The sequence below is a fragment of the Pseudomonas sp. TE3899 genome, assembly GCF_056279105.1.
The window spans coordinates 2,772,658-2,795,802 of the sequence record NZ_JBWBQR010000001.1; the positions used below are offsets into that span (position 1 = coordinate 2,772,658).

Here is a 23,145-nt window from a genome sequence, read left to right on the forward strand (position 1 = left end):
TCAGAACAGGCCGCGGCGCCATCGGCACCTGCGGCTAAATCACGCCGATCTGCGGCGTGAAGGAACAATTTGGGGCCAGTGCAGAACCCGGACACAGTCTATAGAAGCGTCAACGCCGCGCACATTAACCCTTGGTCGCGTCGTAGGCTACTTTTGCCGGCGCTACAACGCCAGTCTTCAATGCTCGGATCGCCGCAATCATTCGGTTTTGCCGCCACTCTGGCGCTCAAAAGCCTGATTGGCCCGTGTGACGAAACCTGTATCGGCACGAATCACAAAGAATGCACCAATGTTGTGTTTTTGCGCGTAGTCCCATCCACGTTCGGGGCCGAGAATCAGCAACAGCGTCGATAAGCCATCGGCCATCAGCGTTGAAGGATTAATGACCGTGACCGACGCCAGGTTGTGGGTAATCGGTGCACCCGTGCGGGCGTCGAAGGTGTGGGAATAGCGGTGGCCGTCTTGCTCGAAATAGTTGCGATAGTCACCGGAAGTGGACACGCCGTAGCCGTCGACATTGATGATGCGCTCGGCCACTTGCTGATTGGCCCGGGGCTCTTCCAGGGCAATTTTCCACGGTGAGCCATCGAGCTTTTTGCCGGCTGCCTTGAGTTCGCCGGTGACTTCGGCGAGGTAGTTATGGATGCCCATGCTTTCAAGTTTTGCGGCAATGGTGTCCACGGTGTAGCCGGCGGCGATGCTGTTGAAATCGACCTCGACGGCGGTGTCCTTGCAGAGTTGGTCACCGTCGATGCGCAGGTGTGTGTGACCGACTCGTTGCATTGCGTGGGTGAGTGCTTCGGTACTCGGGACTTTTTCTTCACGAGCCTGTGGGCCGAAACCCCAGAGGTTCATCAGTGGTTCGACGGTCAGGTCGTAGGAGCCTTCGCTTTGCAGCGACAGTTGTTCGCCGACACGGACCAATTCGAGGATCGGCACGGGCATTGTCTGACAGCGATTGGCGGGCAGATCGTTGAAGCGCTCAATGTCCGAGTCACTGCGGTAGGTGGACATTTGCCGGTCGACGTCGGCGAGGATCTTTTCGACTTCGACTTGTACGTCTTTCGGTGCGGGCAGGCCTTGGGTACGCACGTATTTGATGGAATAGGTGCTGCCCATGGTCGGGCCACCGAAGCTTTCCATGGAATCGCCGTTGCCGCAGCCGGACAGGGCAACGAACAGCGCCAGGACAAAACCCTTCCTTCTCAACAATCTCACTCCCCCTGACTCCCCTGGCACAACACCGAGGGTCGCCATTATGCACTCTCCCTGGAGGAGCGAGGCTTGCCCGCGAAGGCGGTGTGCCAGGTTTATCGCCTTCGCGGGCAAGCCTCGCTCCTACAAAGGCTAATTCGCTCCACCTCTAATTTCATGCCGCTTAATGGCTATAACGTTTAAGCAGCAGGCTAACTAGTGGTTGCCTATCCATCTTCATACACATATCGTTACAAAACTGTTCGGTGCGTGCCTGCGTGCTTGAGGCCGACAGCCAGGAAGCGTCAAGACCAGGGATTTCCAATAAGACAGCCAAAGTGAGAGCGTTCAAATGTCCTCGAATACGGGCAAAGGCAAAGCGATCTTTCGCGTTGTCAGCGGTAATTTTCTTGAGATGTTCGATTTTATGGTCTACGGCTTCTACGCCACGGCCATTGCCAAGACCTTCTTCCCTGCCGACAGCGCTTTCGCTTCCTTGATGCTGTCCCTGGCAACCTTCGGCGCCGGATTCCTGATGCGTCCGCTGGGTGCGATTTTCCTCGGTGCCTACATCGACCGTCACGGCCGTCGCAAAGGGCTGATCATCACCCTGGCCCTGATGGCCGCCGGTACGATACTGATTGCCTGCGTGCCGGGTTACGCCACCCTGGGCGTGGCTGCGCCGCTGATCGTGCTGTTCGGCCGCCTGTTACAAGGCTTCTCGGCGGGCGTGGAACTGGGCGGTGTGTCGGTTTACCTGGCCGAAATCTCCACCCCGGGGCGCAAGGGCTTCTTCGTCAGCTGGCAGTCCGCCAGCCAACAAGCCGCCGTGGTGTTCGCCGGTTTGCTGGGTGTGGGCCTCAACCATTGGCTCAGCCCGGAACAAATGGGTGACTGGGGCTGGCGTGTGCCGTTCCTGATCGGTTGCATGATCGTGCCGGTGATTTTCGTGATTCGACGCTCGCTGGAAGAAACTCCGGAATTCCAGGCGCGTAAACATCGCCCTACCCTGCAGGAAATCATCCGTTCGATCGGTCAGAACTTTGGCATCGTTATCGCCGGCATGGCGCTGGTGGTCATGACCACCGTGTCGTTCTACCTGATCACTGCGTACACCCCGACATTCGGTAAAGCCGAACTGCATTTGTCGGACCTGGATGCGTTACTGGTCACGGTGTGCATCGGCCTGTCGAACTTCTTCTGGCTGCCGGTGATGGGAGCTTTTTCCGACAAGATCGGCCGCAAACCCCTGCTGTTGGCGGCGACGATTCTGGCGATCCTCACGGCTTACCCGGCCCTGTCATGGCTGGTGGCCAACCCGAGTTTCAGCCATCTGCTGATCGTCGAGTTGTGGTTGTCGTTCTTGTATGGCTCATACAACGGCGCCATGGTGGTGGCGCTGACCGAGATCATGCCGGTAGAAGTTCGTACAACCGGTTTCTCCCTGGCCTACAGCCTGGCGACCGCGACCTTCGGTGGATTTACTCCGGCGGCGTGCACTTATCTGATCCACGTGCTGGATAACAAGGCCGCGCCGGGGATCTGGCTCAGTGGTGCGGCGGTGCTGGGGTTGATTGCGACGCTGGTGTTGTTCCGTGGCAACAAGCATGAGTTGCGGACTGCGCAAGCCGCAGTGGCTGGCGGCGCCAGGTAGATCGCATTCGTCAGCACGATCGTTCCCACGCTCTGCGTGGGAACGATCACCGCACAAACAAAAACGCCCCGACAATGTCGGGGCGTTTTCATTTGCGGCTGAAGCTTAGCGCGGGAACGCTGGCGGGTTGACCCCGGCCATGTCTTCCATCACGCGCACCACCTGGCAGCTGTAACCGAATTCGTTGTCGTACCAAACGTACAGAACAACGCGGTTGTCTTGGGTGATGGTCGCTTCAGCGTCCACAACACCGGCGTGGCGCGAGCCAACGAAGTCGGTGGACACCACTTCCTGCGAGTTGACGTAGTCGATTTGCTTATGCAGATCGGAGTGCAACGCCATGTAACGCAGGTAATCGTTCATCTCTTCGCGGGTCGCGGCTTTCTCAAGGTTCAGGTTGAGAATGGCCATCGACACGTTCGGCGTCGGAACACGGATCGCGTTACCGGTCAGCTTGCCGGCCAGCTCAGGCAGAGCCTTGGCAGCAGCGGTGGCAGCACCGGTCTCGGTGATCACCATGTTCAGCGCGGCGCTACGGCCACGGCGATCGCCCTTGTGGAAGTTGTCGATCAGGTTCTGGTCGTTGGTGTACGAGTGAACCGTTTCAACGTGACCGTTGATGATGCCGAACTTGTCGTTGACGGCCTTCAGCACCGGCACGATGGCGTTGGTGGTGCAGGAAGCCGCGGAAACGATCTTGTCATCAGCGGTGATTTCGCCGTGGTTGATGCCGTGAACGATGTTCTTCAGCTTGCCTTTGCCAGGTGCGGTCAGCACAACGCGGTCGATACCCGGGCAAGCCAGGTGTTGGCCCAGGCCCTCGGCGTCACGCCATACACCGGTGTTGTCCACCAGCAACGCGTCTTTGATGCCGTACTGGGTGTAATCCACTTCAGTCGGGTTTTTTGCGTAGATAACCTGAATCAGGTTGCCGTTGGCGGTGATGGTGTTGTTGGCTTCATCAATGGTGATGGTGCCATCGAACGGACCATGGACCGAGTCGCGACGCAGCAGGCTGGCGCGTTTGACCAGGTCGTTCTCGGCGCCCTTGCGGACCACGATGGCGCGCAGACGCAGGCCGTCGCCACCACCGGTTTTTTCGATCAGGATGCGCGCCAGCAGACGGCCGATACGACCGAAGCCGTAGAGGACAACGTCGGTGCCTTTGCGCGCGGCAACGTTTTGCTGACCAACCACGTCGGCCAGTTCTTCACGGACGAACTGCTCGGCAGTGCGGCCATTGCCTTCGGCCTTGAATTTGACCGCCAGCTTGCCCAGGTCGACCGAAGCGGCGCCGAGCTTGAGCTCGCTCATGGCTTTGAGCAGCGGGAATGTTTCGTGGACGGACAGTTCGCTGTCATCGGACTGGCGATGGCGAGCGAAGCGGTGAGCTTTGAGAATCGCAATGACTGAACGATTGATCAGGCTGCGGCCATAGATCGAGCTCACCACGTTGTTATTGCGGTAGAGCTGACCGATAAGCGGAATCATCGCTTCTGCGAGTGCTTCACGGTCGATCCATTCACCAAGACACTGGTCGGGCTTCTGAGTCACGGGAACCTTCCACATATGTAGGGGCAGAAAAAAGGGGCTACATTATGCCGCCGAGTGCCTCTCGTAGCAATGCGCGCCTGTCGTGCGAGCCGTAACAAATTTCCGTTCAAAAAAATTACGCCGCGCTGGAGCCCAGTAAATACGGGCCTTCCAGCGCAGTCAATTTTTTGGAGGTAGCGCTGCCTTGTCCGTAACCATCCGTAACACCTGTTCGTTTTGCCACTACATAATCGCTAAATTTCAGCAAAAAACCGCCGGATTTTGTCTTTACCACTACATTTCGCCCAACCCGCGTAATAGACATATCTGCAACTGACAGCCGGCACCTGAGGCCGCTACAATTACCGACTTTGTCGCAACGCTTGGAGCTCAACCTTCCGTGCCCGTTCTGCGTCTACCGCTTCTCCCTGCCGCGGCAGGTAAACAGCACTGGGGCAACTTGCCCGGTGCCGCCCTGAGCCTGGCCATCGCCGAGGCCGCCAGCGCTGCCAAGCGCTTTACCCTGCTGCTGACCGCTGACAGCCAAAGCGCTGAACGGCTGGAACAGGAGCTGAGCTTCTTCGCCCCGGATTTGCCCGTGCTGCATTTTCCCGACTGGGAAACCCTGCCTTACGACCTGTTCTCGCCGCACCAGGACATCATCTCCCAGCGCATTGCCAGCTTATATAGGCTGCCGGAGCTGACCCACGGTGTGCTGGTGGTGCCAATCACCACGGCCCTGCATCGCCTGGCGCCGACCAAGTTCCTGCTCGGCAGCAGCCTGGTGCTGGATGTCGGCCAGAAACTCGACGTCGAGCAAATGCGCACCCGGCTCGAAGCCAGCGGCTATCGCTACGTCGATACGGTGTACGAGCACGGTGAATTCACGGTGCGCGGTTCACTGATCGACCTGTTCCCGATGGGCAGCAAACTGCCGTTCCGCATCGATCTGTTCGACGACGAAATCGAGACCCTGCGCACATTCGATCCGGACAACCAGCGCTCCATCGACAAGGTCGACACCGTGCGCCTGCTGCCGGCCCGGGAATTCCCGCTGCAAAAGGACGCGGTCACTCGCTTCAAGGCGCGCTTTCGCGAGCGTTTCGATGTCGACTTCCGCCGCTGCCCGATCTTCCAGGACCTGAGCAGCGGGATTACCCCGGCCGGTATCGAGTACTACCTGCCGCTGTTCTTCGATGAAACCTCGACCCTGTTCGATTACCTGCCACAAGACACCCAGGTGTTTTCCCTGCCGGGCATCGAGCAAGCGGCGGAGAATTTCTGGAACGACGTGCGCAATCGTTTTGAAGAGCGCCGCGTCGACCCGTCCCGTCCTTTATTGCCGCCGGCCGAGCTGTTCCTGCCGGTGGAAGACTGCTTCGCACGCCTGAAAAACTGGCCGCGCGTGGTCGCCAGCCAGCAAGACGTGGAAACCGGCGTAGGCCGCGAACGCTTCCCGGCGCAAGCGCTGCCGAACCTGGCCATCGAAGCCAAGGCCACCCAGCCGTTGGCGGCGCTGGCCGGTTTCCTCGACGGGTTCCCCGGTCGCGTGCTGTTTACCGCCGAGTCTGCGGGCCGTCGTGAAGTGCTGCTGGAATTGCTTGAACGCCTGAAGCTGCGACCGAAAACCGTCGATAGCTGGCCGGACTTTGTCGCAAGCAAGGATCGCCTGGCGATCACCATCGCGCCGCTGGATGAAGGCCTGCTGCTGGACGATCCGGCATTGGCGCTGATCGCCGAAAGCCCATTGTTCGGTCAGCGGGTGATGCAGCGTCGGCGTCGGGAAAAACGCGCCGATGGCAACAATGACGCAGTGATCAAGAACCTCACCGAGCTGCGCGAAGGCGCGCCGGTGGTGCACATCGATCACGGTGTCGGCCGTTACCTCGGCCTGGCAACCCTGGAAATCGACGACCAGGCCGCCGAGTTCCTGACCCTTCAATACGCCGAAGGCGCCAAGCTCTACGTGCCGGTAGCCAACCTGCATTTGATCGCGCGCTACACCGGCAGCGACGATGCCTTGGCCCCGCTGCACCGCCTCGGTTCCGAGACCTGGCAGAAAGCCAAGCGCAAAGCCGCCGAACAGGTGCGCGACGTGGCCGCCGAGTTGCTCGACATCTATGCCCGCCGCGCCGCCCGCGAGGGCTATGCCTTCGCCGATCCCAAAGCCGATTACGCGACCTTCAGCGCCGGATTCCCGTTCGAAGAAACCCCGGACCAGCAAACCACCATCGATGCGGTGCGCGCCGACATGCTCGCGCCCAAACCGATGGACCGACTGGTCTGCGGCGACGTCGGTTTCGGCAAGACCGAAGTGGCGATGCGTGCCGCGTTCATCGCGGTACACGGCGGTCGCCAAGTGGCGATCCTGGTGCCGACCACCCTGCTCGCCCAGCAACACTACAACAGCTTCCGCGACCGCTTCGCCGACTGGCCGGTGAGCGTGGAAGTGATGAGCCGCTTCAAGTCCACCAAGGAAGTGAATGCCGCGATTGCGGACTTGGCGGAAGGCAAGATCGACATCGTCATCGGCACCCACAAGCTGTTGTCCGACGATGTAAAAATCAAAAACCTCGGGCTGGTGATCATCGACGAAGAGCACCGTTTCGGTGTGCGTCAGAAAGAACAGCTCAAGGCCCTGCGCAGTGAAGTCGACATCCTCACGCTGACCGCCACGCCGATTCCACGCACGCTGAACATGGCGGTGTCGGGCATGCGCGACCTGTCGATCATCGCCACGCCGCCGGCCCGTCGCCTGTCGGTGCGGACCTTCGTCATGGAGCAGAACAAAAGCACGATCAAGGAAGCCTTGCTCCGCGAGCTGCTGCGCGGCGGTCAGGTCTATTACCTGCACAACGATGTCAAAACCATCGAGAAATGCGCCGCCGACCTCGCCGAACTGGTGCCGGAAGCACGCATCGGTATCGGCCACGGGCAGATGCGCGAGCGCGAACTCGAACAGGTGATGAGCGACTTCTACCACAAGCGCTTCAACGTGCTGATCGCCTCGACCATCATCGAGACCGGCATCGACGTGCCGAGCGCAAACACCATCATCATCGAGCGTGCCGACAAGTTCGGCCTGGCGCAGTTGCACCAATTGCGCGGCCGGGTCGGTCGCAGTCACCACCAGGCTTACGCGTACCTGCTGACGCCGCCGCGCCAGCAAATCACCGGCGACGCCGAAAAGCGTCTGGAAGCGATTGCCAACACCCAGGACCTCGGCGCGGGCTTTGTGCTTGCGACCAACGACCTGGAAATCCGTGGCGCCGGCGAATTGCTGGGCGACGGCCAGAGCGGGCAGATCCAGGCGGTGGGCTTCACGCTGTACATGGAAATGCTCGAGCGCGCGGTGAAGTCGATCCGCAAGGGCGAACAACCAAACCTTGATCAGCCGTTGGGCGGCGGTCCGGAAGTCAACTTGCGCGTACCGGCGTTGATTCCCGAGGACTACTTGCCGGATGTTCACGCCCGCTTGATTCTCTACAAACGCATCGCCTCGGCGACCGACGAGGAAGGTCTCAAGGACCTGCAAGTGGAGATGATCGACCGTTTCGGCCTGTTGCCCGAGCCGACCAAGAACCTGGTACGGATCACGCTTCTGAAATTGCAGGCCGAGCAACTGGGCATCAAGAAAGTCGACGGCGGTCCGCAAGGCGGTCGTATCGAGTTCGCGGCGCAGACCCCGGTCGATCCGTTGACCCTGATCAAACTGATCCAGAGCCAACCCAAACGCTACAAATTCGAAGGTGCCACGATGTTCAAATTCATGGTGCCGATGGAGCGCCCGGAAGAGCGCTTTAATACTGTAGAGGCGCTGTTTGAGCGCCTTCTCCCGACAACTGCTTGAAGGACGCCGCATGCGCCTGTTTCGCTCGCTAACTTTGCTGATGACGTTGTTTGCTTCAACGGCGTTTGCCGATGACAAGTATCAGGTTGAAATGATCCTGTTCCGGCAAAACGCAGTGCCGGCAATCGTCAGTCGTGCAGCACCGGAAGACTGGGCGGCCGGCGCACAACACATCGCCCCCGACAGCCTGCGCACGCCAAGCCTCAATGGCACAGTGGAAAAACTCACCAACAGCGCCGACTACACGGTGCTGCTGCACAAGGCCTGGCAACAGAACCTGGGTGAAGAAGCCAGCAAGATTGCGATCAGCGACGGCAACGAACAGTTCGGTCAATTCCCGATCGAAGGCACGCTTGACCTGAAGGTGGGGCGCCTCACCGACATTGACGCGGACTTCTGGGTCAATCAGTTCGACGCCAACGGCATGGTCACTGCCAGCGAACGTCTGAAGCAGGAAAGCCACACCAGGAGCGGCCAGCTGAACTACCTCGATAACGGCCATCTGGGCCTGATGATCAAGATCACCTCGCTGACTGCGCCAGCCCCTCGGCCAGCCCCCGAAGAAATTCCGGACTGATTGAAGTCCCTATGTCGACCCTGAGCAAACCCCTGGCACCTTCCTGGGTCAGCCGATTCAAGGAACAGAGCCTGGAGCGTGGCCGTCGCTACGCGCTGGAGAACCGCGTCAGGATCGTCGAGGTCGGCGATGCCACGATCATCGCTGCGTGCGAAGGTTCGGGCGGTAACGTTTACCGTCAGACCATTCGCCTGCGCGAGTCAGCCAAAGGCACCTTGCTGATGGTCGACGCCAACTGCACCTGCCCGGTCCATAGCAACTGCAAACATTGCGCGGCGGTGCTGCTCAAAGTCCAGGAAACCCTGGCCTATCCGGCGGCTGCGCAAGACGCCGAACTGCTGGAAAAACTCCAGGCAGTCCTGGAAAACCGCAGCCCGAAGGCACCGCCACAGGTGCTGGTGGATAACGTGCAACCGGTGCCGCGCCTGTGGCTGGCGAGTGTCGAATTCAGCGCCTTCGAACCGCGCAACGGCAAGATGCAGCGCTACATCCAGCATCGTGCGGCGCTGTCCTTCAACTATCTGGATGAATACGTGTCCGGGCAGAAGAATGCCGACGTCCTGATTCGTCAGGAGACACAGACCTTACGGATAAAACGTCACCCGGAAGTCGAACAGGCCTACAGGGAACAGCTACGAATCCTCGGTTTCAAGATCGCCACCCGGCAAAGCAAGGCCTTGCCCGAAAGCGCTGGCGAACTGTTCGAAATGGTCAACGACAGCGCCTGGCTGACCTTCACCCTCAATGATTTGCCGAAGCTGCGCACCCAGGGCTGGGAGTTGCAGATCGACGAGGATTTCGGTTTCGACCTGACGGCCGTGGACGATTGGTACGCCACTGTCGAACAAGTGCCGGAGCGCGACTGGTTTGATCTGGAGCTGGGGATCATCGTCAATGGTGAACGGCTTAGCCTGCTGCCGATCCTGTTGAACCTGATGCGCTCGCACACCGAAATCCTCAACCCGGAACGCCTGGCCCGCCGTCGCGATGACGAGTTGATCCTGGTGAACATCCCCAATCGCCCGAACTCCGAATACGGCCCGCTGCAAGTCGCCCTGCCCTTCGGCCGCCTGAAACCGGTACTGGCGACCCTTGGCGAGTTTTACCTGCAAGGGCCCGGCGAAACCACGCTGCGCTTGAGCAAGGCTGACGCCATCCGGCTGAATCCGCTGGAAGACATGCCGTTGCTGTGGGAAGGCGGCGATCAGATTCGTACCTTTGCCCAGCGCCTGCGCGATATCAAGGATTTCACCACAGAGGCACCGCAGGGCTTGAACGCTACGTTGCGGCCATATCAGCTCGAAGGCCTGAGCTGGATGCAGTCGTTACGCCAGCTGGAAGTCGGCGGGATTCTCGCGGATGACATGGGCCTGGGCAAAACCCTACAGACCCTGGCGCATATTCTCAGCGAGAAAATCGCCGGGCGCCTTGATCGGCCGTGCATGGTGGTGATGCCCACCAGCCTGATCCCCAACTGGCTCGACGAAGCGGCGCACTTCACGCCACAGCTCAACGTGCTGGCGCTGTACGGCGCCAGCCGCAAAAAACACTTCGAGAACCTGACCGATTACGACCTGATCCTGACCACCTATGCATTGCTGCCCAAGGACGTGGAAACCCTGGCGGCGGTGCCACTGCACGTGTTGGTGCTGGATGAAGCGCAATACATCAAGAACCCCAACAGCAAGGCGGCCCAGGCGGCCCGTGAGTTAAATGCCCGGCAGCGTCTGTGCCTGAGTGGCACGCCGCTGGAAAACCACTTGGGCGAGCTGTGGTCACTGTTCCACTTCCTGCTGCCCGGTTGGCTCGGCGATGTGAAAAGCTTCAATCGCGATTACCGCGTGCCCATCGAAAAGCGCGGCAGTGAGGTCCGACTTCAGCACCTCAACGGTCGGATCAAACCGTTTCTGCTGCGCAGGACCAAGGAACAGGTGGCGACCGAATTGCCGCCGAAAACCGAGATCATCCATTGGGTCGATCTCAACGAAGCCCAGCGCGACGTGTACGAAACCATGCGCCTGGCCATGGACAAGAAAGTTCGCGATGAGATCACCCGCAAAGGCGTGGCCCGCAGCCAGATCATCATCCTGGAAGCACTGCTGAAGCTGCGCCAGGTCTGCTGCGACTTGCGCCTGGTCAACGACGCCGTCCTGCCTACTCGCGGTAGCACGTCCGGCAAGCTCGACAGCTTGATGGAGATGCTTGACGAGTTGTTTGAAGAAGGCCGGCGGATTTTGCTGTTCTCGCAGTTCACCTCAATGCTGGCGCTGATCGAGGTCGAACTGAAGAAGCGCGGTGTTGAATACGCCCTATTGACCGGACAAACCCGTGACCGACGCGCACCGGTGAAGGACTTCCAGAGCGGCAAGCGTCAGATCTTTCTGATCAGCTTGAAGGCTGGTGGCGTGGGTTTGAACCTGACCGAAGCCGACACGGTGATTCACTACGACCCGTGGTGGAACCCGGCAACGGAAAACCAGGCGACTGACCGGGCTTATCGCATCGGCCAGGAGAAGCCCGTGTTCGTCTACAAGATGATTGCCCGGGGTACGGTCGAAGAGAAGATTCAGCACCTGCAAAAGGAAAAGTCCGACCTGGCGGCGGGCGTACTGGATGGCCGCTCGGCCGGGGACTGGAAGTTGCAGAGTGATGACATTGAAGCGCTGTTTGCGCCGTTGCCGGATAAGCTGGAGAAGCGTTGAGGTCTGTGGCGCCAGGTAGATCGCCATCGCGGGCAAGCCTTGCTCCTACAGGTTCTATGCCGCGAACGACACAAAACCCGTAGGAGCGAGGCTTGCCCGCGAAGAGGCCAGTACTGAAGAAACCCGCTATCAGGCCTTGAGAGTGGGCAACGGCGCAAACAACGCCTCGATATCACTCGGCTCAAGCTTCAACCCACCCGACGCCCCACCTTCAAGCACCGCTTCGGCCAGAACGGCTTTCTCCTGCTGCAACGCCTGGATTTTTTCTTCCACCGTACCCCGGGCAATCAGCTTGTAGACGAACACCGGTTTGTTTTGCCCGATCCTATAGGCACGGTCGGTCGCCTGATTTTCTACTGCCGGGTTCCACCAGGGATCGAAATGGATCACCGTGTCCGCCGCCGTCAGGTTCAGGCCGGTGCCGCCAGCTTTCAGACTGATCAAAAACAACGGCACGTTACCGCTCTGGAAGTTCTTGACCGGCGTGCGCCGATCCGTGGTTTCGCCGGTCAGTATCGAATAGCCGAGGCCACGCTGCTGCAACTCCTCCTCAATCAGGGCCAGCATCGAGGTGAACTGTGAAAACAGCAGAATCTTGCGCCCTTCACTGAGCAGTTCTTCCAGCATCTCCATCAGACTGACCAGTTTGCCACTGCCCGAACGCAAGGCTTTGGCGGTGAGCGGCGTCTTGATCAGACGCAGATCGCAGCAGACCTGACGCAGCTTGAGCAACGCGTCGAGGATGATGATTTGACTGCGCCCCACGCCACTGCGGGCGATTTCGTCGCGGACCTTCTTGTCCATCGCCACGCGCACGGTTTCATACACATCCCGTTGCCCGTCGCTGAGATCAACCCAATGCACAATCTCGGTTTTCGGCGGCAGTTCAGTCGCCACCTGGTCTTTCTTGCGCCGGAGCAAGAAAGGTTTTATCCGGGCGGTCAGGTGCTGCATACGCTCGCTGTTGCCGTGCTTCTCGATCGGCGTACGGTAATCGCGGTTGAAGGTTTTGCTGTCCCCAAGCCAGCCGGGCAACAGAAAGTGGAACTGCGACCACAACTCGCCGAGGTGGTTTTCCAGCGGCGTACCGGACAGACACAATCGCTGGCGAGCCTGTAGATCACGGGCGGCTTGAGCGGCTTTGCTGAGCGGGTTCTTGATGTTCTGCGCTTCGTCGAGAATCAGCACGCTCCAGGCCTGCGGCTGCAAAATCTCCAGGTCCCGAGGCAGCAGCGCATAGGTAGTCAACACCAGGTCGTATTCAGCAAGGTTGGTAAAGTCTTTTTGCCGGGCGGCGCCATGCAGTGCCAGCACTTTTAATTGCGGGGTAAAGCGCAGGGACTCGTCGAGCCAGTTGGGAATCAGGCTGGTGGGCATCACGGCCAGGGCTGGACGATCAAGGCGCCCGGCCAGTTTTTCCGTCAGCAGGTGAGCCAGGGTTTGCAGGGTTTTCCCCAGCCCCATGTCGTCGCCGAGGATGCCGCCCACTTCCAGTTCGCGAAGGGTTTGCATCCAGTTCAGGCCTTCAAGCTGATACGGTCGCAGCGTCGCCTTCAGGCCCTCGGGCGCTTCGACCTGAACGTGCGTCGACTCACGCAAGCGTTTGGCAAAACTGCGCAGTCGCTCGCCGCCCTGCCAGACCAGTGGAACGCCTTCCAGCGCACTGAGGCGCGCGGCGTCCGGCGCAGTCAAACGCAACGAGTCGCCCTCGTGGCCCCCCAGGTACAACTCGCCAAGGGTGGCCATCAACGGCTTGATACGACCATAAGGCAGCGCGACTTTCGTGGTGTCACGGGAAAGAACACGCCCTGCCCCCAACTCGATCAACACTTGTTCGTCATCATGACGTTTTGCCAGGCTTGCAGGGTCCATCAGTTGCGGCTGACTGCGCAGTAAATGCAGCAAAATCGGTAACAGGCTATGCCGCTCGCCGTTAACGACGATCCCCAGTTGCAGGTCAAACCACTGGTGCCCCGCCTCTTCCTCAACCTCCGCATACCACTCTTCCACAGGCTGCACGTTGAAGTGGAAGTTGTCGCTGATATCGATCAGCCAATTCCTCTCCCTCAGCGCCGGAACCCCGTCCTGCGCAAAGGCAAGCCAGGCGGTGTCATCCGGCAGCGTGAACATTTCACCCGGACGGTCGAGGCTGCTTTTGCGCGTGGCTTTTTTGAAACCGTGTTTTTGCAAGGCTTGGCGCAAGGCTTTTTCAGCGACGGGATTGCGTTGGATACGCTGGGTTTCAGTCCCGGAAAGGATCAACACCTCCGGGTTCCGGTCCGACGTCGGATGGCCGTTGTAGGTAAAGACCAATGCCGCACGGTGCTCTGCCTCATGCTGCCAGCGCACGTAACGCCTGGCACTGGCGAGCGTCAGGTGAGCCTGAGGAAGAATGCCGTCGATGACCCGCTCCGTCAGCGCATGGGGTGCCGGCGCGACGCGCGTCGCGGCGCTCATCCGATGGCTGAACTGCATTGCCTGACGCGCCGGAATATCGGGCGCCAACGACAAATGACACGCCAGCTTCTCATCCATCTCGCTGAACAAAGGCCCGACCTGCAGCCGCTCGCGATCCACATAGTACAAAGGCTCCAGGGCCAGGATCGTTTCCACCGGGGCTTCATCACTGCTCCATTGTGGGCGGAAACTGCCGTTTGCTTGCTCGGCCCAGGCGAATTGGCCCGTCCTCCTCATTCCTGGTGTCAGGGGCTGAGGCTGGTCGAGATCGAGGAAAAGGCGCGAGGTGCGCAACAGCATCTCGATCAGTTCTGCACCACTGCTGCCTTCCAGGGGATAACCGGAGTAATAGGCGTGGTGGGAGTGAACCGCCACCAAAAGCCTGGCGATTCGAAGGTCGAGTTCGGTCAGATAACCGGGTTGGCGAATCAGCGTATCCGAGAGTGAATACACTGACTTGATGTCTTGCAAATGGCCGTCCTTGAGCTGACGGGCCTTGAAGATTTCCAGCGTCCATTTCCCGGCGACAGGCGTCGCCCTGAGTTTGTAGAACAGGCGCGCGCCAGTGACCTGCGTCGACTCGTCAGAGGGATTAGTTGCAGAAGGGATACCGTCGAGCCAGCGCTCCAGCTCGCGATTCAAGTGAACGGAAACCGCACCGTCAGTCGCGGCGACAGGCAGTTCCTGCAGGTGATAGATAACGGTTGCGCAGTGTTTGCAATCAGTCAGTACGGGGCATGAGCAGGTGCAATCCAGCTCAAAATCACCATCTGCATCTTCGACCAGTTCGATGTGCTGTTCGTAGACGTAACCTCGGGAGCCCCGGCAGTTCGCACGAACGAGCACATCATCAAGTTCGAGAATTTTTACCCGATCCTCCTGTGCGTATTTGCGCGCCTTATCCAGAGCACGATGACTGAACTCTTCCGCCCATGACAGCTGTTGAATTTGCTCAATGATTGCAGACATACACTCAATGCTTTTTAAATTGAATTAGTGACGGTAGCGCACAATTTAACCTTCAAGCACCCGCGCCAACGTCGACTTCACTTTGCCCATCCCGTCATGCAACGCCTGTTCGATCTCGGCCATGGTGATCACCGCCGTGGACTTGCCCGCCGCCGGGTTGACCACCAGCGCGAGGCAGGCGTAATCCAGTTCCAGCTCACGGGCCAGCGCCGCTTCGGGCATGCCGGTCATGCCGACGATGTCGCAGCCGTCACGTTCCAGCCGGGCGATTTCAGCGACGGTTTCCAGGCGTGGGCCTTGGGTGCAGGCGTATACGCCATGACTGCTGTAGCCCACACCTTCCGCTGCCAATGCAGCAATCAACTGCTGACGCAGCGGCTCGCTGTACGGATAGCTGAAATCGATGTGAGTGACCTGTTCCAGGTCTCCGGCGAAATAGGTGTGTTCGCGACCGCTGGTGTAGTCGATCAACTGGTGGGGCACGCAGAAATGTCCAGTGCCCATGGCGGCATGAATCCCACCCACGGCATTGACCGCAAGAATCGCTTCGGCCCCGGCCTGTTTCAGCGCCCAGAGGTTGGCGCGGTAATTCACCTGATGCGGCGGCAAACGATGCGGGTGACCGTGGCGCGCGAGAAACAGCACTTCCTTGCCCGCATATTCACCGATATGCACCTCGGACGATGGCGGACCGTAAGGCGTGTCTACCGCCAGTGACTGACGAATGCTCAGGCCTTCGAGTTGAGTCAGGCCGGTGCCGCCGATAATCGCGTAGATCGTCATAACGAAAAGTCCTTATCCAATCAGTTGAGCGTCTTTGAGCGCGCCGACAGCAACGAGCCAGCGCGGGTCTTGACGATATTCGGTACCGGCAAACGACTGGCCGCGCATCCGCGCGATACGTGGCGATGGCTTGACCTTCATGCGCTGGGCAGCGGTCAGGGCCAGCTCGGCAGCCGCACGATCGTTGCACACCAGACCCATATCGCAACCGGCGGTCAGCGCGGCTTCGATGCGACTGGCGGCATCGCCGACCACATGGGCGCCGGCCATGGACAGATCATCGCTGAAGATCACGCCGTCGAACTGCAACTCACCACGCAGGATGTCCTGCAACCAGCGCCGGGAGAAACCGGCCGGTTGCGAGTCGACCTGTGGATAAATAACGTGGGCTGGCATGACGGCGGCCAGTTGCTTGCTCAGTCGAGCGAACGGCACCAAATCATTGGCGCGGATCTCGTCGAGACTGCGTTCATCGTTGGGAATGGCGACGTGGGAATCCGCCTCGGCCCAACCGTGGCCCGGGAAATGCTTGCCGGTGGCGGCCATGCCGGCGCTGTTCATGCCGCGGATGAAGGCTCCGGCGAGCAACGCTGCGCGCTCGGGGTCGCCTTCGAAGGAGCGGGTACCGACCACAGCGCTGCGCTGGTAATCCAGATCCAATACCGGGGCGAAGCTCAGGTCGAGACCAACAGCGAGGACTTCGGTGGCCATGATCCAGCCGCATTGTTCGGCCAGGTATTCGGCATTCGGGTTGTCGGCAATAGCCCGCATGGCCGGCAGTCGCACGAAGCCCTGACGCAAGCGCTGGACCCGACCGCCCTCCTGGTCTACCGCCAACAGCAGATCAGGACGAATGGCACGGATCGCGGCGCTCAGTTCGCGCACCTGGCGTGGGTGCTCGATATTGCGGGCGAAAATGATCAGGCCGCCCACTTCAGGCTGGCGCAACAATTGGCGATCTTCGGCCGTCAGCCAGGTACCGGCGACGTCCACCATCAACGAGCCTTGCAGGCCAGCAGTCATAAGGATTCCTTGAATACGAAAAACCCGGCTCGCACGATGTCGCCGCCGAGGGCTGTGCCCGGCAGGTCGGCGATATCAATGGGAAACGGGTTCAAAACGAGAGTCGGCATGGGCGGCTAGCTTAGCGGATGTCAGCTGCCGCGCCCACCCGTGTGCGGTTAAACCTTGGCGGCAACCGGGGCCGACTTGCTGCGCGGACGCAACTGTGCGGTGGCCATGGCCGTGTCAGTGACGCCCGTTTCGGCACGCATGCCAGCAGCGAGGAACGGCACCATCAGGCGCATCACCTGCTCGATGGACGTGTTGACGCCGAAATCGGTCTCGGCAATCGCCCGCAGGGCCTTGATCCCCGACATGCTGAACGCTGCAGCGCCGAGCATGAAGTGCACGCGCCAGAACAGTTCGATCGGCGGAATACGCGGTGCGGCCTCGTTGACCAGCATCATGTAGCGACGGAAAACCTTGCCGTACATGTCTTCCAGATAACGACGCAAGTGGCCCTGGCTCTGACTGAAGGCCAGGCCCAGCAACCGCATGAATATGGAGAGATCGTTGCCGCTACGTGGCTGTACCACCAGGGCCTGCTCGACGAGGATTTCCAGCAGGTCTTCCAGCGTCGGCTTGTTTTCCGGCTTGGCCTGTCGCCGCTCCAGCTCCTTATCGAGGCTGGTGCAGAACGGACCGAGGAAGCGCGAGAACACCGCCTGGATCAATGCCTTCTTGGAGCCGAAATGATAATTCACCGCCGCCAGGTTGACCCCTGCCTTGCTGGTGATCAGACGCAACGAGGTTTCGGCGAAACCTTTTTCCGCGAACAACTGCTCGGCAGCATCGAGAATGCGTTCAACGGTTTCCGACTGGGCCATGGCTACTCCGCCTGACAAACACTTGTTTGAAACATACGTTTCAGCCTGTGCATTGTCAAGCCTGCCGGTTCGTTTTGGGAATGGTCGGTCAGCTATTTAACCATACAACCCGGCGTCGTTAATCAGCGAGCTGACTGACCGTCCAGCGGCGCGCTAAAAAAGGGGCATTGCCAAGAAGCTTTCACTGTATATAATCCCAGTCACTGTATAAAAAGACAGAGCGATCAATATGCTAAAGCTGACGCCACGCCAAGCAGAGATTCTGGCCTTCATCAAACGTTGCCTCGACGACAACGGCTACCCGCCGACCCGCGCGGAAATCGCTCAGGAACTGGGTTTCAAATCGCCAAACGCGGCGGAAGAACACCTCAAGGCATTAGCCCGCAAAGGTGCGATCGAGATGACGCCTGGCGCCTCTCGCGGTATCCGTATTCCCGGTTTCGAAGCCAAGGCCGACGAGTCCACCCTGCCGATCATCGGTCGCGTAGCGGCTGGTGCACCCATCCTCGCCCAGCAACACATCGAAGAGTCCTGCAACATCAATCCGACGTTCTTCCATCCGCGTGCCGACTATCTGTTGCGGGTGCATGGCATGAGCATGAAGGACGTGGGCATTTTCGACGGTGACCTGCTCGCCGTCCACACCACCCGTGAAGCCCGCAACGGCCAGATCGTGGTGGCACGGATTGGCGATGAAGTGACCGTCAAGCGCTTCAAGCGCGATGGCAGCAAAGTCTGGCTGATTGCCGAAAACCCTGAGTTCGCCCCCATTGAAGTCAACCTGAAAGATCAGGAACTGGTGATCGAAGGCTTGAGTGTCGGCGTGATTCGCCGCTAAAGGAGGGTTTATGCAGTTCCCACATACACCACAGCAAGCCCAACTGCCGTTGTTCGAGGCGTTCATGGTGCAACCGCTGGCGCCGATCCTGAAAGATGTGGTCGAGTCGCCCTGGAGCGCCGAGCCCGAAGTCTTCAGCGAGCTATCACTGCGTGGTGCAGCAGGGAGCTGCCTGAACCTTCTGGCGCCGATTCTCCGGGAATTGAGCCAGGACCAGGACGCACGCTGGCTGACGCTGATCGCCCCGCCCGCCAGCCTGACCCAGACCTGGTTGCGAGACGCCGGCCTTAACCGCGAACGCATCCTGCTGCTGCAACCGCGCGGCACCCAGAGCGCTCAACAGCTGACCTGCGAAGCCTTGCGACTGGGCCGCAGTCACACGGTCGTCAGCTGGCTCAACCCGCTGACCGCCACTTCGCGGCAACAGCTGATCAGCGCCGCCCGCACCGGGGACGCTCAAAGCCTGAATATTAGATTGGGATAACTGATAAACAATTCGCACCCTGAAAAGGGCTTGGCTTCTCCAGGGATAGAGAAGCCGATCTATAGCGGAATCAGCAGAAACCGACGGACGGGATCAATGCAGGATCCGCGGTTCCTCATCTTTATTGAATTCGCCTTCTACCAAGCGTCCCGCCATCTGCACACCAACGCTCAACATCGCCTTGGCGACTTCCACGTGATTGCCTTGCAGGAACGCCTTGGCATCCTCGGAGAAATCCAAAGTAACCAGAGAACCCTCGTCCTCAGCCCTGCGCAGCTCGATTCGGCCGTCTGGTAACTCGACAATTTCTAGAAAGGACGTTGGCATAAAGGTCTGTTCTCCACGAAAGGCGGGGATTATATAGGCATCGGCCAGGCTTCGCTCGGGATCTTGACCAGAAGTCATCGCGAAGAAATATCTATTAGTACTTAATGCTGAACGGCCAACCCAATGGGTCATCCGTCAAAATCGATCAATTCCTTAGCACTCGTTCAACCCTTCACGAAAGCGAAGCGCCAGCCCTTTGAGGTTCTGCCGCCAACTCTCCAGCTCTTCGCGGCTCAGCTCTTGAGGCGCTTCCTCTTCATCCAGGTTCACCGCCATGATCAACGGCTGCGTCACGTCGCCTTTCGGCTTGTGCGGCACCCGTGGCGGCTGAAACAGGGCTGCGTGAGCGGCCAGCAGTTTGGCCAGCCAGGTTTCGGAATTACCCGCCAACTCCACCAGCTCGGCCATTTCCGGAATCGCGATGGCTTCCAGCACCTCGCGGGTCAGCAACATCTCTGCCCGCGGCGCATTGGCCTGGGGCAAGCGATAGAAACCGGCTATTTCATGGCACAACCCCAGCAGCGCACCGTAAAGGTGAAACAGCGCCGATTCGCGCCCGGCCTGAATCAGTGCCAGGGAATTCATCGCCCGCCCCTCTTCGGCCCTGGCAAGCGCTTCGAGCGACAGGCCGGCAAAATAAATCTTCTGATTGGTACGGGTATAGAGTTCGTGGGCCATGACGGCAGCCTCCACAGCGAAATAATTGCGTCACACAGACTCGACAGTGTCGTGGATCAGCCGATCCGACCGCAAGCCCAAAACAAAAAGGCCGCCTGAAAATCCGAGGATTGTCAGGCGGCCTTTTCAGTGCAGCGACGTTTTAAGCCTTCGCGGGGGTCCGCTTGTCTTCAACCGTCCATTTGCCACCGTCGTAGAAAGCTTTCCAGCCTGTTGGCTTGCCTTCGACTTCGGTCTGCACGTATTGCTCCTTGGTCTTGCGGCTGTAGCGAATCACGGCTGGACGACCATCCGGATCTTTCTTCGGCGCTTCACAGAGGAAGTGGTACTTCGGATCGATCTCGTCTTTGTGCGGCACAATCTCGATCACCAACGGAGCACGAGTCTCGCGGTTTTTCGGGAACTGGCTCGCCGCCAGGAACAGACCGGAAGCCCCATCGCGCAGTATGTAGGTGTCGTTGACCTTTTCGCATTTCAGCTCAGGCATCTTCACCGGATCCATCTTCGGCGGCGCCGCGTCACCGCTTTTCAGCAGTTTGCGGGTGTTTTTACATGTCGCGTTGGTGCAGCCGAAGAACTTGCCGAAACGGCCGGTCTTGAGCTGCATCTCGCTGCCGCACTTGTCGCATTCCAGGCTCGGACCTTCGTAGCCTTTGATGCGATAGCTGCCTTCTTCGATTTCGTAGCCGTCGCAGTCCGGGTTGTTACCGCAGATGTGCAGCTTGCGCTTCTCATCCAGCAGGTAAGCGTCCATCGCCGTGCTGCAGATCGGGCAACGGTGCTTGCCACGCAGCACCAGGGATTCCGATTCACCCTCGTCGTCCGCGGCGATTTCGTCGCCCGGCACCAGATTGACAGTGGCCTTGCAGCGTTCTTTCGGCGGCAGGCTGTAGCCCGAGCAACCGAGGAACACGCCAGTGGATGCGGTACGAATCTGCATCGGACGACCGCACACCACGCACGGAATATCCGTCATCACCGGCTGGTTGGCACGCATGCCGCCTTCCGCGCTTTCAGCTACTTCGAGTTTCTTCTTGAAGTCGCCGTAGAACTCGTCGAGCACGTTTTTCCAGTCGCGTTCGCCCTGGGCCACGTCATCGAGGTTCTCTTCCATGCCGGCGGTAAAGCCGTAGTCCATGAGATTGGAGAAGCTCTCGGCCAGACGCTCGGTAACGATATCGCCCATCTTTTCCGAGTAGAAACGACGGTTGTGCAGCGCTACGTAGCCACGATCCTGGATGGTCGAAATGATCGCTGCGTAGGTCGAAGGACGACCGATGCCGCGTTTTTCCATTTCCTTGACCAGGCTCGCTTCCGAGTAACGGGCCGGCGGCTTGGTGAAGTGCTGGGTCGGATCAAGCTTGATCAGCTTCATCGCGTCGCCCTGGGCCATGTCCGGCAGCACATCGTCATCGCCAGGCTTGGCAATTTGCGGCATAACGCGGGTGTAGCCGTCGAACTTCAGGATGCGGCCTTTGGCACGCAACTCGAAATCGCCGGCACCGACGGTCACGGTAGTCGACAGGTATTGCGCAGGCAACATCTGGCAAGCGAGGAACTGGCGCCAGATCAGCTCGTACAGACGCTCAGCATCACGCTCCATGCCCGACAGTTTGCTTGGCTCGGTATTGGCGTCGGAGGGACGAATCGCTTCGTGAGCCTCTTGTGCGCCTTCCTTGCTGCTGTAGACGTTCGGGTTTTCCGGCAGGTACTTCTTACCGAACTCGCCTTCAATATAAGTACGCGCCATCGCCACCGCATCCACCGAGAGGTTGGTGGAGTCGGTACGCATATACGTGATGTAGCCCGCTTCGTACAAACGCTGGGCCATCATCATGGTTTTCTTCACCCCGAAGCCCAGGCGGTTACTCGCGGCCTGCTGCAGGGTGGAGGTGATGAACGGTGCCGACGGCTTGCTGCTGGTCGGTTTGTCTTCACGCTTGACGATGCTGTAGCTGGAAGACTTGAGCTTCTCCAGCGCGGCCATGGCCTGGGTTTCATTAAGCGGCTTGAAGGCTTCGCCTTTCTCGCGGGCCACGTCGAAGCGCACGGTAGCGCCCTTGGCGGTGCCGAGGTCAGCGTGGACTTCCCAGTACTCTTCCGGGTTGAACGCGCGGATCTCACGCTCACGCTCGACCACCAGTTTTACCGCAACCGACTGCACGCGACCGGCGGACAGGCCGCGAGCGACCTTGGCCCACAGCAGCGGCGAAACCATGTAACCCACCACGCGATCGAGGAAACGACGCGCCTGCTGGGCGTTGACACGGTCTATGTCCAGTTCGCCCGGCTTGGAGAAGGCTTCCTGAATCGCCTTCTTGGTGATTTCGTTGAACACCACGCGCTTGTAGCGGCTGTCGTCACCACCGATGGCTTCGCGCAGGTGCCAGGCAATGGCTTCCCCCTCGCGATCCAAGTCGGTTGCGAGATAGATGGTGTCAGCATCTTTGGCGAGCCGGCGCAGCTCTTCGATGACCTTCTCTTTGCCCGGGAGGATCTCGTACTTGGCTTTCCAGCCATGATCGGGATCGACACCCATGCGCGAGACGAGCTGCTTGCGCGCCTTCTCTTTCGGCGTGAGCACCGGACCTTCACCCGCGGCGGCCTTGCTGCGCTTGGCGGCTGGCTCTTTGCTGGCGCTAGCCGAACCGCTGGTGGGCAGGTCTCGGATATGGCCGATACTCGACTTCACCACGTATTGGTTACCCAGATACTTGTTGATGGTCTTGGCCTTAGCCGGGGATTCCACAATGACCAGCGATTTGCCCATGGATCAGAAAATTCCTGAATTCTAGAAGTGAAAGGCGGTTGGCGCCTGACGCGGCACCGCTATATATAGTGGCTACAAGGTGAGGTCAAGCGCAGGGTTCAGCGCGCACTCAGCTTATGGCTTGGAAAAAAGGCTCGGTTCGGCTTGCACCAAAGCAAAGCGTGGGACCTGTTCGCCGTCAACCTCGACCGACTCCAGGAACATGCTCAAGGGACGTACCCAAAAGCCGTAATCGCCATACAGGGCTTGGTAGAAGACCACTTCTTCTTCGGTCTCGGAATGCCGCGCAACATTAAATACACGGTACTGCGGACCTTTGTAATGTTGGTAGAGCCCAGGTTGTATCGGCATGGTTTGGCCCTCTCTCAAATCTTTTCAAAATAAAAACAAAAATAAATTCAGAAAAACAAAAACCGGGGCACTTGGCCCCGGCTTCCATC

General features: G+C 59.4%; 16 protein-coding genes. 6 read left to right on the forward strand and 10 right to left on the reverse strand.

Features of this window, described 5'->3' with window-relative positions:
- Positions 1-198 precede the first annotated feature (198 nt).
- On the reverse strand, positions 199-1,143 hold the full coding sequence (locus ACZ89E_RS12690; protein WP_476257051.1) for an FAD:protein FMN transferase: 945 nt from the start codon (positions 1,141-1,143) through the stop codon (positions 199-201).
- Positions 1,144-1,546: 403 nt separating this feature from the next.
- Between ACZ89E_RS12690 and tcuC the strand changes: the two genes are divergently transcribed.
- Positions 1,547-2,848, forward strand: coding sequence for an MFS transporter (tcuC, locus tag ACZ89E_RS12695; RefSeq protein WP_149660493.1), 1,302 nt, complete (start codon positions 1,547-1,549; stop codon positions 2,846-2,848).
- Positions 2,849-2,953: 105 nt separating this feature from the next.
- On the opposite strand, the gene ACZ89E_RS12700 is transcribed toward tcuC, so the two are convergent.
- Complete coding sequence (locus ACZ89E_RS12700; RefSeq protein ID WP_133836769.1) at positions 2,954-4,417, reverse strand: glyceraldehyde-3-phosphate dehydrogenase; 1,464 nt, start codon at positions 4,415-4,417, stop codon at positions 2,954-2,956.
- 364 nt (positions 4,418-4,781) lie between these two features.
- Between ACZ89E_RS12700 and mfd the strand changes: the two genes are divergently transcribed.
- The 3 genes from mfd to ACZ89E_RS12715 are packed head-to-tail and all read left to right on the forward strand — an operon-like array spanning position 4,782 to position 11,510.
- The gene (mfd, locus tag ACZ89E_RS12705; RefSeq protein WP_476255802.1) at positions 4,782-8,231 is read left to right on the forward strand and encodes a transcription-repair coupling factor; all 3,450 of its coding nucleotides are present in this window, start codon (positions 4,782-4,784) and stop codon (positions 8,229-8,231) included.
- A 10-nt stretch (positions 8,232-8,241) separates the two neighbouring features.
- The gene (locus tag ACZ89E_RS12710) at positions 8,242-8,808 is read left to right on the forward strand and encodes a CsiV family protein (protein WP_149660495.1); all 567 of its coding nucleotides are present in this window, start codon (positions 8,242-8,244) and stop codon (positions 8,806-8,808) included.
- Between the two features lie 11 nt (positions 8,809-8,819).
- The gene (locus ACZ89E_RS12715) at positions 8,820-11,510 is read left to right on the forward strand and encodes an SNF2-related protein (RefSeq protein ID WP_476255803.1); all 2,691 of its coding nucleotides are present in this window, start codon (positions 8,820-8,822) and stop codon (positions 11,508-11,510) included.
- A gap of 129 nt (positions 11,511-11,639) precedes the next feature.
- Here ACZ89E_RS12715 and ACZ89E_RS12720 read toward each other — a convergent pair whose 3' ends face one another.
- From ACZ89E_RS12720 to ACZ89E_RS12735, 4 genes are all read right to left on the reverse strand, one after another.
- Positions 11,640-14,936, reverse strand: a complete 3,297-nt coding sequence (locus ACZ89E_RS12720) for a DEAD/DEAH box helicase (RefSeq protein ID WP_476255804.1) — start codon at positions 14,934-14,936, stop codon at positions 11,640-11,642.
- 45 nt (positions 14,937-14,981) lie between these two features.
- Positions 14,982-15,719 carry an S-methyl-5'-thioinosine phosphorylase gene (locus ACZ89E_RS12725; RefSeq protein ID WP_133836765.1) on the reverse strand — a complete coding sequence of 246 codons (738 nt, stop codon included), beginning with the start codon at positions 15,717-15,719 and terminating at the stop codon, positions 14,982-14,984.
- Positions 15,720-15,731: 12 nt separating this feature from the next.
- Positions 15,732-16,742, reverse strand: coding sequence for a beta-N-acetylhexosaminidase (nagZ, locus tag ACZ89E_RS12730; RefSeq protein ID WP_149660498.1), 1,011 nt, complete (start codon positions 16,740-16,742; stop codon positions 15,732-15,734).
- Positions 16,743-16,900: 158 nt separating this feature from the next.
- The gene (locus tag ACZ89E_RS12735) at positions 16,901-17,608 is read right to left on the reverse strand and encodes a TetR/AcrR family transcriptional regulator (RefSeq protein WP_429514144.1); all 708 of its coding nucleotides are present in this window, start codon (positions 17,606-17,608) and stop codon (positions 16,901-16,903) included.
- Between the two features lie 229 nt (positions 17,609-17,837).
- Here ACZ89E_RS12735 and lexA point away from each other — a divergent pair, with 229 nt between their 5' ends.
- The gene (lexA, locus tag ACZ89E_RS12740) at positions 17,838-18,446 is read left to right on the forward strand and encodes a transcriptional repressor LexA (protein ID WP_092270751.1); all 609 of its coding nucleotides are present in this window, start codon (positions 17,838-17,840) and stop codon (positions 18,444-18,446) included.
- Between the two features lie 10 nt (positions 18,447-18,456).
- Positions 18,457-18,930 carry an SOS-induced cell division inhibitor SulA gene (gene sulA / locus ACZ89E_RS12745; RefSeq protein WP_149660500.1) on the forward strand — a complete coding sequence of 158 codons (474 nt, stop codon included), beginning with the start codon at positions 18,457-18,459 and terminating at the stop codon, positions 18,928-18,930.
- A 93-nt stretch (positions 18,931-19,023) separates the two neighbouring features.
- Here sulA and ACZ89E_RS12750 read toward each other — a convergent pair whose 3' ends face one another.
- From ACZ89E_RS12750 to ACZ89E_RS12765, 4 genes are all read right to left on the reverse strand, one after another.
- A complete protein-coding gene (locus tag ACZ89E_RS12750) occupies positions 19,024-19,257 on the reverse strand; it encodes a hypothetical protein (RefSeq protein WP_123403749.1) in 234 nt (77 codons plus the stop codon).
- A gap of 153 nt (positions 19,258-19,410) precedes the next feature.
- On the reverse strand, positions 19,411-19,935 hold the full coding sequence (locus tag ACZ89E_RS12755; RefSeq protein ID WP_149660501.1) for a DUF6586 family protein: 525 nt from the start codon (positions 19,933-19,935) through the stop codon (positions 19,411-19,413).
- 142 nt (positions 19,936-20,077) lie between these two features.
- On the reverse strand, positions 20,078-22,705 hold the full coding sequence (gene topA / locus ACZ89E_RS12760; protein ID WP_149660502.1) for a type I DNA topoisomerase: 2,628 nt from the start codon (positions 22,703-22,705) through the stop codon (positions 20,078-20,080).
- Positions 22,706-22,819: 114 nt separating this feature from the next.
- Positions 22,820-23,056: a DUF1653 domain-containing protein gene (locus tag ACZ89E_RS12765; RefSeq protein WP_092270764.1), complete on the reverse strand. Its 237-nt coding sequence runs from the start codon at positions 23,054-23,056 to the stop codon at positions 22,820-22,822.
- Between the last annotated feature and the right edge of the window lie 89 nt (positions 23,057-23,145).

What these genes read in the sequence shown, in the direction of transcription:
- ACZ89E_RS12690 (WP_476257051.1), bottom strand. Translation starts at nt 1,143, where the DNA reads ATGGAAAGCTTCGGTGGCCCGACCATGGGCAGCACCTATTCCATCAAA.
- tcuC (WP_149660493.1), top strand. Translation starts at nt 1,547, where the DNA reads ATGTCCTCGAATACGGGCAAAGGCAAAGCGATCTTTCGCGTTGTCAGC.
- ACZ89E_RS12700 (WP_133836769.1), bottom strand. Translation starts at nt 4,417, where the DNA reads ATGTGGAAGGTTCCCGTGACTCAGAAGCCCGACCAGTGTCTTGGTGAA.
- ACZ89E_RS12710 (WP_149660495.1), top strand. Translation starts at nt 8,242, where the DNA reads ATGCGCCTGTTTCGCTCGCTAACTTTGCTGATGACGTTGTTTGCTTCA.
- ACZ89E_RS12715 (WP_476255803.1), top strand. Translation starts at nt 8,820, where the DNA reads ATGTCGACCCTGAGCAAACCCCTGGCACCTTCCTGGGTCAGCCGATTC.
- ACZ89E_RS12720 (WP_476255804.1), bottom strand. Translation starts at nt 14,936, where the DNA reads ATGTCTGCAATCATTGAGCAAATTCAACAGCTGTCATGGGCGGAAGAG.
- ACZ89E_RS12725 (WP_133836765.1), bottom strand. Translation starts at nt 15,719, where the DNA reads ATGACGATCTACGCGATTATCGGCGGCACCGGCCTGACTCAACTCGAA.
- nagZ (WP_149660498.1), bottom strand. Translation starts at nt 16,742, where the DNA reads ATGACTGCTGGCCTGCAAGGCTCGTTGATGGTGGACGTCGCCGGTACC.
- ACZ89E_RS12735 (WP_429514144.1), bottom strand. Translation starts at nt 17,608, where the DNA reads ATGGCCCAGTCGGAAACCGTTGAACGCATTCTCGATGCTGCCGAGCAG.
- lexA (WP_092270751.1), top strand. Translation starts at nt 17,838, where the DNA reads ATGCTAAAGCTGACGCCACGCCAAGCAGAGATTCTGGCCTTCATCAAA.
- sulA (WP_149660500.1), top strand. Translation starts at nt 18,457, where the DNA reads ATGCAGTTCCCACATACACCACAGCAAGCCCAACTGCCGTTGTTCGAG.
- ACZ89E_RS12750 (WP_123403749.1), bottom strand. Translation starts at nt 19,257, where the DNA reads ATGCCAACGTCCTTTCTAGAAATTGTCGAGTTACCAGACGGCCGAATC.
- ACZ89E_RS12755 (WP_149660501.1), bottom strand. Translation starts at nt 19,935, where the DNA reads ATGGCCCACGAACTCTATACCCGTACCAATCAGAAGATTTATTTTGCC.
- topA (WP_149660502.1), bottom strand. Translation starts at nt 22,705, where the DNA reads ATGGGCAAATCGCTGGTCATTGTGGAATCCCCGGCTAAGGCCAAGACC.
- ACZ89E_RS12765 (WP_092270764.1), bottom strand. Translation starts at nt 23,056, where the DNA reads ATGCCGATACAACCTGGGCTCTACCAACATTACAAAGGTCCGCAGTAC.